This window comes from Candidatus Erwinia dacicola (assembly GCF_001756855.1).
Taxonomy (GTDB): domain Bacteria; phylum Pseudomonadota; class Gammaproteobacteria; order Enterobacterales; family Enterobacteriaceae; genus Erwinia; species Erwinia dacicola.
Genome location: NZ_MAYS01000545.1, coordinates 1 through 11,646, shown reverse-complemented (window position 1 = coordinate 11,646; position 11,646 = coordinate 1). Strand labels below are relative to the sequence as shown.

The 11,646-nt window shown below is 54.6% G+C and carries 8 protein-coding genes and 3 pseudogenes; 5 read left to right on the top strand and 6 right to left on the bottom strand.

The genetic code is table 11. From position 1 onward, the window contains the following. Positions 1–244: 244 nt before the first annotated feature. The 5 genes and pseudogenes from mnmE to rpmH all read right to left on the bottom strand — a co-directional run bounded on the left by mnmE (position 245) and on the right by rpmH (position 4,096). Positions 245–1,597, bottom strand: coding sequence for a tRNA uridine-5-carboxymethylaminomethyl(34) synthesis GTPase MnmE (mnmE, locus tag BBW68_RS13650; protein WP_070135766.1), 1,353 nt, complete (start codon positions 1,595–1,597; stop codon positions 245–247). Positions 1,598–1,707: 110 nt separating this feature from the next. After that, positions 1,708–3,354, bottom strand: a complete 1,647-nt coding sequence (gene yidC / locus BBW68_RS13645; protein ID WP_070135765.1) for a membrane protein insertase YidC — start codon at positions 3,352–3,354, stop codon at positions 1,708–1,710. 2 nt (positions 3,355–3,356) lie between these two features. Further along, positions 3,357–3,615, bottom strand: a pseudogene (yidD, locus tag BBW68_RS17130) (membrane protein insertion efficiency factor YidD). Continuing rightward, the gene (gene rnpA / locus BBW68_RS17125) at positions 3,579–3,938 is read right to left on the bottom strand and encodes a ribonuclease P protein component (protein ID WP_083264917.1); all 360 of its coding nucleotides are present in this window, start codon (positions 3,936–3,938) and stop codon (positions 3,579–3,581) included. The pseudogene yidD and the gene rnpA overlap by 37 nt, the downstream one beginning before the upstream one ends. A 17-nt stretch (positions 3,939–3,955) precedes the next feature. After that, positions 3,956–4,096: a 50S ribosomal protein L34 gene (rpmH, locus tag BBW68_RS13635; protein ID WP_070135763.1), complete on the bottom strand. Its 141-nt coding sequence runs from the start codon at positions 4,094–4,096 to the stop codon at positions 3,956–3,958. Between the two features lie 632 nt (positions 4,097–4,728). Between rpmH and dnaA the strand changes: the two genes are divergently transcribed. The 5 genes and pseudogenes from dnaA to BBW68_RS13610 all read left to right on the top strand — a co-directional run. Next, positions 4,729–6,120, top strand: a complete 1,392-nt coding sequence (gene dnaA / locus BBW68_RS13630) for a chromosomal replication initiator protein DnaA (protein ID WP_070135762.1) — start codon at positions 4,729–4,731, stop codon at positions 6,118–6,120. A 2-nt stretch (positions 6,121–6,122) separates the two neighbouring features. Then, positions 6,123–7,223: a DNA polymerase III subunit beta gene (gene dnaN / locus BBW68_RS13625; RefSeq protein WP_070135761.1), complete on the top strand. Its 1,101-nt coding sequence runs from the start codon at positions 6,123–6,125 to the stop codon at positions 7,221–7,223. A 97-nt stretch (positions 7,224–7,320) separates the two neighbouring features. Beyond that, positions 7,321–8,406 carry a DNA replication/repair protein RecF gene (gene recF / locus BBW68_RS13620; protein WP_070135760.1) on the top strand — a complete coding sequence of 362 codons (1,086 nt, stop codon included), beginning with the start codon at positions 7,321–7,323 and terminating at the stop codon, positions 8,404–8,406. A gap of 17 nt (positions 8,407–8,423) precedes the next feature. Beyond that, positions 8,424–10,832: a DNA topoisomerase (ATP-hydrolyzing) subunit B gene (gyrB, locus tag BBW68_RS13615; RefSeq protein WP_070135759.1), complete on the top strand. Its 2,409-nt coding sequence runs from the start codon at positions 8,424–8,426 to the stop codon at positions 10,830–10,832. 80 nt (positions 10,833–10,912) lie between these two features. Further along, positions 10,913–11,282: pseudogene (locus tag BBW68_RS13610) on the top strand (IS3 family transposase); the annotation flags it as partial. A gap of 201 nt (positions 11,283–11,483) precedes the next feature. On the opposite strand, the pseudogene BBW68_RS20865 reads toward BBW68_RS13610, so the two are convergent. Beyond that, positions 11,484–11,646, bottom strand: a pseudogene (locus BBW68_RS20865) (IS91 family transposase); the annotation flags it as partial.

The following is an 11,646-nucleotide window of genomic DNA, read 5'->3' as shown; positions in this document are numbered from 1 at the left end:
ATCAGTGTGCCACTACAGGGCGCGCGCTTTGTGATGGGCCTAGGCATCGGCATCGATTTACCGGTGAGAAATTTAATACCAACTTCAGTGCGGTGGAGAGAGATTTCTTTTTAACTATTCATTTATTTAATAAAGGAAGTTAGGTGAAGGTTGCGGGCGTGGTTTGCGACTTTATCGCGAAAGGCGCCCCGCTATACGGTTATATAAGGTGGGGCGGAGCTTCAGCAAGGATATGCGGAGAGACCTATTTGCCGATGCAGAAGCTGGAGAAGATGCGGCCCAGTAGATCGTCGGAGCTGAACTCCCCGGTGATCTCACTCAGTGCCTGCTGCGCTAGACGCAGCTCCTCCGCCAGCAGTTCCCCAGCCCAGGCACCCAGCAGCTGCTGTTTGCCCTGGTGCAGGTGAGTGGCCGCTAACTTCAGTGCCTTCAGATGACGACGACGGGCGAGGAAGCTGCCCTCCATATTGCCGGAGAAGCCCATACTGGCTTTCAGGTGGTCGCGCAGGAGATCGATGCCGTCACCGGTGCGCGCCGACAGGCTAATAAGTGAGTGACCGTTAACTTCGATTAGATTCTCTGCTTCGCCAGTGATATCCGCTTTATTGCGTACCAGGGTGATCGGCAAGCTGTGCGGCAGGCGGGCAATAAAGTCCGGCCAGATCTCGGCGGATTCGATGGTGCCATCCACCATAAACAGCACGCGATCGGCCTGTTCTATCTCTTTCCATGCACGTTCAATACCGATGCGTTCCACTTCGTCACTGGCCTCACGCAGCCCGGCAGTGTCGATAATGTGCAGCGGCATGCCGTCGATATGGATATGCTCGCGCAGCACGTCGCGCGTGGTGCCGGCAATATCGGTGACAATCGCCGCTTCGCGCCCGACCAGCGCGTTGAGCAGGCTGGATTTACCGGCGTTTGGGCGGCCAGCGATCACCACCTTCATCCCTTCACGCAGCAGGCTGCCCTGGCGGGCTTCAGCGCGCACGCCATCCAGATCGCTGATAACCTGATTAAGCTGGGCCTCGATTTTACCGTCGGAGAGGAAGTCGATCTCCTCGTTAGGGAAATCGATCGCAGCCTCCACGTAGATGCGCAGGTGAGTGAGTGCTTCCACTAGAGCATTAATGCGGGTGGAGAAAACACCCTGTAGTGAGTTTACCGCCGAGCGCGCGGCCTGCTCGGAGCTGGCGTCGATCAGGTCGGCTATCGCTTCGGCCTGCGTCAGGTCGAGCTTGTCATTTAGGAAGGCGCGCTCGGAGAACTCCCCTGGATTGGCAATGCGCAGCCCCGGCAGCGCGACAATGCGCTTCAGCAGCAGGTCGAGAATCACTGGGCCGCCGTGGCCCTGCAGCTCCAGCACGTCTTCACCGGTAAAGGAATTCGGGCCGGGGAACCACAGCGCGATGCCTTGGTCGAGCGTGCTGCCATCCGCATCAGTGAACGGCAGATAGTCGGCGTAGCGCGGGTTTGGCAGTTTGCCCAGCAGCTGCTGCGCCACGTCGCGGGCTTTGCTGCCGGAAATGCGCAGGATGCCGACGCCGCCACGGCCAGGTGGGGTCACTTGGGCGACGATAGTATCGCTATGGCTCATGTTGAACTCTCTTTTTTAAGATAAAAAAAGGCGGTCATGATGACCGCCTTAGTGTAAGCATTGTGCCACAATTTAGCACGGGCGAGGCATGCCTCGCTCCTAAGGGCAAATTACGCTTTTTTCTTGTCGCGGCTGTGCAGACCACGCTTTTCCAGCCCGCGATAAATCAGCTGCTGCTGGAGAATGGTCACCAGATTACTGACGATGTAGTACAGCACCAGACCAGACGGGAACCACAGGAAAAACACGGTGAAGATGACCGGCATGAAGGTCATGATCTTCTGCTGCATCGGGTCGGTCACGGTGGTTGGCGACATCTTCTGAATGAAGAACATCGTGATACCCATCAGTATCGGCAGGATGTAGTACGGGTCGTGTGCGGCTAGGTCATGGATCCACAGTGCAAACGGCGCATGACGCAGTTCCACCGAGCCCATCAGCATGTAGTACAGTGCGAGGAAGATCGGCATCTGGATAACCAGTGGCAAACAGCCGCCAAGCGGGTTTACTTTCTCCGTTTTGTACAGCGTCATCATCTCCTGGCTCATCTTCTGCTTATCTTCACCTAAACGCTCACGCATCGCCTGAATCTTCGGCTGCAGCATGCGCATTTTGGCCATCGAGGTGTACTGCGCTTTGGTCAGCGGGTACATGATGCCGCGCACGATGAAGGTGATAACGATAATTGAGAAGCCCCAGTTGCCGATAAAGCTGCGCAGGAACTTCAGCAGCTTAAACAGCGGCTGAGAGATAAACCACAGCCAGCCGTAATCCACGGTTAGATCTAGGTGTGGGGCAACCTCTGCCATTTTGTCCTGAATTTCCGGGCCAACCCACAGGGTTGCAGCCAGCTGTTGCTGGGAACCCGGCGCGATGGTCACTGGCGCAGATTTGTAACCGATAGCGGCAATACTATTACCTAGGTTGCTGGTGTAAAGGGTGTTGCTTCCCGCAGTCTGCGGAACCCATGCGGTGGCGAAATACTGCTGCATCATCGCCACCCAACCATTGTTGGTGGTTGTGCTCAGGTTTTCATTATCACTAATCTTGTCGAATTTGTACTTCTCGTATTTGGTCTCACTGCTGGAGTAAGCCGCACCGTGGAAAGTATGCAACGCAAAGTTGTTGCTGCCGGTGTCGCGATGCTTCGGCAGATCGATTGTCTGCTTCAGCTGACCAAACATCGACACTTCCAGCGGCTGCTGGGTGGCGTTGTTGACCTGATAATCGACATTGATCGCGTACTCGCCGCGCTTCAGGACGAAAGTCTTGGTGTAGGTCGCGCCATTTTCAGCGGCAAAGATCAGCGGGATACGTAGTTCGCTCTGGCCGTCAGCCAGTTCGAAGTGATCTTGGCTGCTGGTGTACAAAGGGCGTGCACCATTAGCCGGGTTATCCGGACCATTACGACCAGTCAAGCCACTTTGTGCCTGATACAGGAAGTTTGGCGTGGTTTCCAGCAGCTGGAAAGGCTGGTCTGAACCCAGTTTGTCCGGGTAATTCAGCAGCTGTGCCTGATCAATATCGCCACCGTGGGTATTGATGTTTAAAGACAGGACATCGGTCTTAACGGTGATCGTTTTGCCCTGTCCGCTGGCAGGTACATCCTGATTAGCGGCATCATCGGCAGCCCTAGTCGTGTTCTGCGTGGTCTGGGTCTGCAATGGTTGCGGAGCGTGGTCCGTCTGCCAAGCTTGCCAGATCATAAAGGACACGAACAAAAAAGCGATGAGAAAAAGATTGCGTTGCGAATCCATCGTTAATGTTCTCTGAGATCAATGGTTATGTGGCGGCACCGGGTCGTCGCCACCCCAGTTTAAAGGGTGGCATTTTAATATGCGTCTTAGCGTCAACCAACACCCTTTTACCACCCCAAAGCGCAGTAGTGCCTCAATACCGTATTGAGAGCAGGTGGGATGGAAACGGCAATGTGGGCCTAATAACGGGCTAATCACGCGCTGATAAACGCGAATCAGCCCGATTAAGAGCCGCGAGCTAGGCGACAATGACGACGCCATAGTTTCTCCAACGCTTCCGTCAGTGTTTGGTTATCCAGATCCGCGACACCCTTTTTCGCCACAATCACAAAATCCATTGCTGGTAGCTCATGCTGACGCAGACGAAAGCTCTCGCGGGTCAATCGCTTGATCCGGTTGCGTTCATGAGCACGTTTAACATGTTTTTTGGCGACGGTGAGACCGATGCGTGGATGCCCCAGCGTGTTCAGGCGGCCGAGTATGGCGATTTGCGGCGTGCCAGCCCGTTGTGGCTGCTGGAATACGAAAGTGAAATGAGTGGGAGTTAACAAACGTAACTCCCTAGGAAATGCGAGCTTAACCACCCAGCAGTTAGCTTTTATTACTTAGAAACGGTCAGACGAGAACGGCCTTTAGCACGACGACGTGCCAGAAGCTGGCGACCATTTTTATTTGCCATACGAGCACGGAAGCCGTGTGAACGGTTGCGCTTCAGTACGGACGGTTGAAAAGTGCGTTTCATGGCGATTTCTACCTAAACTTGAAAAATTTCACTTGGTGACGCGTTATCTAGCCCGAAAAAATGACCGACGCCTCAGTGTGTCTTTAATAAAAGAGCCGGGATTGTAATATATTGTACAGTCCAGAGTCAATTTACTTCGCGTGAAAGTGCATCCTGATTGCCCGTAGTGACCGAAAAACAGCCCGTCCATGGTGCACACGCCGGGGCACAAATTATACGGTGTCCAGTAAAAAGCACAAGGATCGCGCAGGATCTTCTCGCGATTCTGTTACATGGCATTTGCGGCAATAACGTGACGGCACCATTAAATTTCAACGAATACAGACGAACCTGAATACCTTTTGTGCAGGGTGGCGTAAACTTATCACCGTTGTCCGCCCCTGTGGATAAATTGGATCAAAACTGTGTAGAAAGTGAAGATCTATGCTGCGCTTTACGCTATGATCCGCCCTTCCGCTAACGATCCCCGGGTCGGGTCGGATCCTGCATCCGAAAGTTGTATCAATGTCGGGGACGGGCAGAGTAACCGCGGATAGCGACTCGCATGCGTATCATCGGCATGCGTCAACAATGATGAAATTATCGCTTCAGCGCCTTTATTTCTTATCGAACTTTTTCGAGTGGAGTCCGCCGTGTCACTAACGCTTTGGCAACAGTGTCTTGCCCGTTTACAGGATGAGCTACCTGCCACAGAATTCAGCATGTGGATACGCCCCTTGCAGGCCGAACTGAATGACAATACGCTGGCCTTGTATGCACCAAACCGTTTTGTACTCGACTGGGTTCGGGATAAATACCTGAATAATATTAATGCGTTGCTGAATGACTTCTGCGGCAGCAATGTGCCATTGCTGCGTTTTGAAGTCGGCAGCAAGCCGGTGGCGCAGGCCGTCAGCCAGCCCGTTTTAGCCAGCGCCAATGCCAGCTCTCCGGGCATTATCAGCCGCCCGGCTCCGATGCGGCCAAACTGGGATAATATGCCGGCTCCAGCTAAGCTCTCTTACCGCTCCAACGTCAATACCAAACACAACTTCGACAACTTCGTTGAGGGTAAATCGAACCAGCTGGCACGTGCGGCGGCACGTCAGGTAGCAGATAACCCTGGCGGAGCCTACAACCCGCTGTTCCTTTATGGCGGCACCGGTCTAGGTAAAACGCACCTGCTGCACGCGGTGGGTAACGGCATTATGGCGCGCAAGCCGAATGCCAAAGTGGTGTACATGCACTCCGAGCGTTTTGTGCAGGACATGGTCAAAGCGTTGCAGAACAATGCCATTGAAGAGTTTAAGCGCTACTACCGTTCGGTTGATGCGCTGCTGATCGATGACATTCAGTTCTTTGCCAATAAAGAGCGATCGCAGGAAGAATTTTTCCACACCTTTAATGCCCTGTTGGAAGGTAATCAGCAGATCATTCTAACCTCAGATCGTTATCCCAAAGAAATCAACGGCGTTGAGGATCGACTGAAATCCCGCTTCGGCTGGGGGCTGACGGTGGCGATCGAACCGCCAGAGCTGGAAACCCGCGTGGCGATCCTGATGAAAAAGGCTGACGAAAATGACATTCGTCTGCCGGGCGAAGTGGCCTTCTTTATTGCCAAGCGCCTGTGCTCTAACGTCCGCGAGCTGGAAGGAGCTCTGAACCGCGTGATCGCTAACGCCAACTTTACCGGCCGGGCCATTACCATCGATTTCGTGCGCGAAGCGCTGCGCGATCTGTTGGCCTTGCAGGAGAAGCTGGTCACCATTGATAATATCCAGAAGACCGTCGCTGAATATTATAAAATCAAAGTGGCCGATTTACTGTCAAAGCGCCGTTCGCGCTCGGTAGCCCGCCCGCGCCAGATGGCGATGGCGATGGCAAAAGAACTGACCAACCACAGTCTGCCGGAAATTGGTGATGCTTTCGGGGGTCGTGACCATACCACCGTGCTACATGCCTGCCGTAAAATTGAGCAGCTGCGCGAAGAGAGTCACGACACTAAAGAAGATTTCTTAAATCTCATCAGAACATTATCTTCCTGACTATGAAATTTATTCTAGAACGCGAGCATTTACTCAAGCCATTACAGCAGGTCAGCAGCCCATTAGGCGGCCGCCCGACGCTGCCTATCCTCGGTAACCTGCTACTGCAGGTTAATCAAGGCACCCTGCTGCTGACCGGCACCGATTTAGAAATGGAGATGGTGGGCCGTGTTGCGCTGACGCGGGCCCATGAGCCGGGCGCGACCACCGTTCCGGCGCGGAAATTCTTTGATATCTGTCGTGGCCTGCCGGAAGGTGCGGAAATCACGGTGATTCTGGACGGCGAAAGAATGCTGCTGCGCTCCGGCCGCAGCCGCTTCTCGCTCTCCACGCTGCCCGCCAGCGACTTCCCGAACCTCGACGACTGGCAAAGTGAAGTTGAATTCACCCTGCCGCAGGCGACGATGAAACGCCTGATTGAAGCCACGCAGTTCTCCATGGCTCATCAGGACGTGCGTTACTACCTCAACGGGATGCTGTTTGAAACCGAAGGCGAAGAGCTGCGCACCGTAGCAACCGACGGGCACCGTCTGGCGGTCTGCTCGATGCCGGTCGGCCAGGCGCTGCCTAGCCATTCGGTGATCGTGCCGCGTAAAGGTGTGATTGAGTTGGTGCGTCTGCTGGATGGCGGCGACACGCCACTGCAGGTACAGATCGGTAGCAACAATATTCGTGCGCACGTGGGCGACTTTATCTTCACCTCGAAGCTGGTTGATGGTCGTTTCCCGGACTATCGCCGCGTATTGCCGAAGAATCCGGACAAAACGCTGGATGCCAGTTGCGATCTGCTGAAGCAGGCCTTTTCGCGTGTCGCTATTCTCTCCAACGAGAAGTTCCGTGGCGTTCGCCTGTATATCAGCGAAAATCAGCTGAAAATCACCGCTAATAACCCGGAGCAGGAAGAAGCGGAAGAGATGCTGGATGTCACCTACGGCGGCACCGATCTCGAAATCGCCTTTAACGTCAGCTACGTGCTGGATGTGCTTAACGCGCTAAAGTGCGATAACGTGCGTCTGCTGCTGACCGACTCCGTGTCCAGCGTGCAGATCCAAGATGCGGTCAGTCAGTTCGCAGCCTACGTCGTGATGCCGATGCGCTTGTAATCGCTAATTTAATCCCCATATTTCGTAGGGGTCAGGTATGCCTAAGCTAGGGCCGCACAGGTGCGGCCCCCACATCCCGCTGCTCTGGATCGGTGTCATGGCTTTAACCCGCCTTCTTATCAAAGACTTCCGTAATATTGACAACGCAGACCTGGCGTTGGCTCCCGGATTTAATTTCTTGGTGGGGCCAAACGGCAGCGGTAAAACCAGCGTGCTGGAAGCGATTTACACCTTGGGGCATGGCCGGGCATTTCGCAGTTTGCAGGCGGGCCGCATGATCCGCCACGAGCAGAATGCGTTTGTTCTGCACGGGCGTATTGCAAGCAACGAGCGTGAAGTTTACGTGGGGTTGACGAAAAACCGCGCCGGTGATAGCAAGGTACGAATTGACGGCAGCGACGGGCATAAAGTGGCCGAGCTGGCGCAGATGCTACCCATGCAGCTGATCACCCCGGAGGGCTTCACGCTGCTGAACGGCGGCCCCAAGTATCGTCGTGCCTATATCGACTGGGGCTGTTTTCATAACGAGTCGGGATTTTTCAACTCCTGGAGCAACCTGCGTCGCCTGCTGAATCAGCGTAACGCCGCGCTTCGCCAAGTATCGCGCTACCAGCAGATCCGCGCCTGGGACCAAGAGCTGGCACCGCTGGCAGAACAGATAAGCGCTTGGCGTGCCGCCTACAGCGAAGCGATAACGGCGGATATCAACGCCACCTGCGCGCAGTTCCTGCCGGAGTTTCAGCTAAGCTTCTCCTTTCAGCGCGGCTGGGATAAAAAGAGTGATTACGCCGACCTGCTCGAACGCAATTTTGAGCGTGATCGGGCACTGACCTACACCGCCAGCGGCCCTCATAAAGCGGAATTTCGTATTCGTGCTGAAGGGACGCCAGTGGAAGATTTACTGTCTCGAGGCCAGTTAAAGCTGCTGATGTGCGCCCTGAGACTGGCGCAGGGTGAGTTTCTTACCCGACATAACGGGAGACGTTGCCTGTATCTGATAGATGATTTTGCCTCTGAGCTGGACGAAACGCGCCGCTACCTGCTGGCAGCGCGCTTAAAAGCCACTCAGGCCCAGGTTTTTGTTAGTGCCATTGCGGCCGAGCATGTCTTCTATATGACTGATGAAAAGGGCAAGATGTTCAACGTAGAACAGGGTAAAATAGCGGTTCAACCTGAAGATTAAACGAGCGAGAAAAGTTGATGTCGAATTCTTATGACTCTTCCAGTATCAAAGTTCTAAAAGGGCTCGATGCGGTACGCAAGCGCCCGGGTATGTATATCGGTGATACGGATGACGGCACCGGTCTGCATCACATGGTATTTGAGATCGTGGACAACGCCATTGACGAAGCACTCGCTGGTCACTGTAAAGATATTCTGATTACCATTCATGCTGATAACTCTGTTTCCGTTATCGATGATGGTCGTGGTGTTCCGACCGGCATCCACGAAGAAGAGGGTATTTCTGCCGCTGAAGTGATCATGACCGTGCTGCACGCGGGCGGTAAGTTCGATGATAACTCGTACAAAGTTTCCGGCGGCCTGCACGGCGTAGGGGTTTCCGTGGTTAACGCCCTGTCGGAAAAACTGGAGCTGACCATTCGCCGCGAAGGCAAAGTCCATCAGCAGATCTACGTGCACGGCGTGCCGCAGGCCCCGCTGAGCGTGACCGGTGAAACCGATCTGACCGGAACGCACGTGCGTTTCTGGCCAAGCCATCAGACCTTTACTAACGTGGTCGAGTTCGAATACGAAATCCTAGCTAAGCGTCTGCGCGAGCTATCGTTCCTGAACTCCGGCGTATCAATCAAGCTGGAAGACAAACGTGACGGCAAGAACGACCACTATCACTACGAAGGTGGTATCAAGGAGTTCGTTGAGTATCTGAATAAGAACAAAACCCCGATCCACCCGAATGTGTTCTATTTCTCCGCCGAGAAAGACGGCATTGGTGTGGAAGTGGCGCTGCAGTGGAACGACGGTTTCCAAGAAAATATCTACTGCTTTACCAACAACATCCCGCAGCGCGACGGGGGTACGCATCTGGCGGGCTTCCGCGCCGCCATGACCCGTACCCTGAACGCATACATGGATAAAGAAGGCTACAGCAAGAAGGCCAAAGTGAGCGCCACCGGTGACGATACACGTGAAGGGCTGATTGCCGTGGTTTCCGTGAAAGTGCCGGACCCGAAATTCTCCTCTCAGACTAAAGATAAACTGGTCTCTTCCGAGGTGAAATCGGCGGTTGAGCAGCAGATGAACGAACTGCTGTCTGAATACCTGCTGGAAAACCCGGGCGATGCCAAAATCGTCGTGGGTAAAATTATTGATGCCGCGCGCGTGCGTGAAGCTGCACGCCGCGCGCGTGAGATGACCCGCCGTAAGGGCGCGCTCGACCTTGCAGGCCTGCCGGGCAAACTGGCCGACTGCCAGGAGCGCGCCCCGGCGCTGTCCGAAATCTACTTGGTGGAAGGGGACTCTGCAGGCGGCTCTGCCAAGCAGGGGCGTAACCGTAAGAACCAAGCAATCCTGCCGCTGAAGGGTAAAATCCTCAACGTCGAGAAAGCCCGCTTCGACAAAATGTTGGCTTCCCAGGAAGTGGCAACGCTGATTACCGCGCTGGGCTGCGGCATTGGCCGTGACGAATACAACCCGGACAAGCTGCGCTATCACAGCATCATAATCATGACCGATGCGGACGTCGATGGTTCTCACATCCGTACGCTGCTGCTGACCTTCTTCTACCGCCAGATGCCGGAAATCATTGAGCGTGGCCACGTGTATATCGCTCAGCCACCGCTGTACAAGGTGAAGAAAGGCAAGCAGGAACAGTACATTAAAGACGATGAGGCGATGGACCAGTTTCAGATCGCTATCGCGCTGGACGGGGCTACACTGCACGCTAACGCCAGTGCGCCAGTGCTGGGCGGCAAGCCGCTCGAAGACTTGGTGTCTGAGTTCAACAGCACGCGTAAGATGATCAAACGCATGGAGCGCCGCTATCCGGTTGCGCTGCTCAACGCGCTGATCTACCACATGACGCTGAGCGACCTAGCGACGGAAGCGCTGGTGCAGGGCTGGCTGAACGGGCTGGTGAAGTATCTCAACGATAACGACCAGCACGGCAGCACTTTTAGCGGCTTCGTACGCGAGAGCCGTGAACTGCATATCTTCGAGCCGGTGCTGCGTATCAGAACGCACGGGGTTGATACCGACTATCCGCTGGATACCGAGTTTATGCTCGGCGGCGAATATCGCAAAATCTGCACCCTAGGTGAGAAACTGCGCGGCCTGATTGAAGAGGATGCTTTTATTGAGCGCGGCGAGCGCCGTCAGCCAATTGCCAGCTTTGAGCAGACGATGGACTGGCTGGTGAAAGAATCACGCCGTGGCCTGTCGGTGCAGCGTTATAAAGGTCTGGGCGAAATGAACCCGGAGCAACTGTGGGAAACCACCATGGATCCAGACAGCCGTCATATGCTGCGCGTGACCATCAAAGACGCCGTGGCGGCTGACCAGCTGTTTACCACCCTGATGGGCGATGCGGTAGAGCCACGCCGCACCTTTATCGAAGAGAACGCCCTGAGCGCGGCGAATATCGATATCTGATTCATAAACCTCCTTCGAGCAACCCGCTTTGTTGGTCGCCCCACGGTAGAAATATGATACTTAAATATGGGCGACAAGAGCGTATCCATACCGTTATCGGTGATCTGCCTACGTATGGTTATCGCCGGGGGTGGCAGGCAATCTGAATCTGACGACATGGCCATTATTAATGCCAAACGCGTATACCGAATCAGGCGTCAGAATACGCTGCTGCTTGAGCGTAAACCTGCAATACTTCATTCAAAACGGGCACATACAGGGAAAGTGGCGGTTGGGAAAAGTAACCAGCAGTGGTGCTCTGACGGCTTCGAGTTTACCGGTGATAATGGGAAAAAACTGCGTGTAACGTTCGCACTGGACGGCTGCGAACGTGGAACACTGCACTGGGCAGCCAGTACCGGTGGATATGACAGCGGAACCGTGCAGGACGTCATGTTGGGTGCGGTGGAATGACGCTTCGGCAGCAACCTGCCGTCATCCCCTGTTGAGTGGCTGACAGACAACGGTTCATGGTTAGGAGATTGAATCGCCTCTTCTGAGAGCGCCCAACCATGAATGTCAGAACAAACTATCCCTTTGATGCGGCGCTCGTGCGTAGGTTTAAGTATGAAAATGCAGTTTTTGTCGTGTTTTTAACCGGAAAGCTATTTTTCAGGCACACTGATCCGGCTCAGGCATCCGCATCCGCAGCCATCGCTTTTTCTCCATTCCACGCAACCTTTCCGACAGTCATGCCATCGCCTGCGTTCCTGCCTCAGCGCCGGCAAAACGCCGTCGGCCCTTGCACAGGATGCACTGGTACGAGTCGGTACCC

Bases quoted from the DNA above. Each gene is read 5' to 3' on its own strand.
- dnaN (WP_070135761.1), top strand. From the start codon at position 6,123: ATGAAATTTATTCTAGAACGCGAGCATTTACTCAAGCCATTACAGCAG.
- gyrB (WP_070135759.1), top strand. From the start codon at position 8,424: ATGTCGAATTCTTATGACTCTTCCAGTATCAAAGTTCTAAAAGGGCTC.
- recF (WP_070135760.1), top strand. From the start codon at position 7,321: ATGGCTTTAACCCGCCTTCTTATCAAAGACTTCCGTAATATTGACAAC.
- yidC (WP_070135765.1), bottom strand. From the start codon at position 3,354: ATGGATTCGCAACGCAATCTTTTTCTCATCGCTTTTTTGTTCGTGTCC.
- mnmE (WP_070135766.1), bottom strand. From the start codon at position 1,597: ATGAGCCATAGCGATACTATCGTCGCCCAAGTGACCCCACCTGGCCGT.
- rpmH (WP_070135763.1), bottom strand. From the start codon at position 4,096: ATGAAACGCACTTTTCAACCGTCCGTACTGAAGCGCAACCGTTCACAC.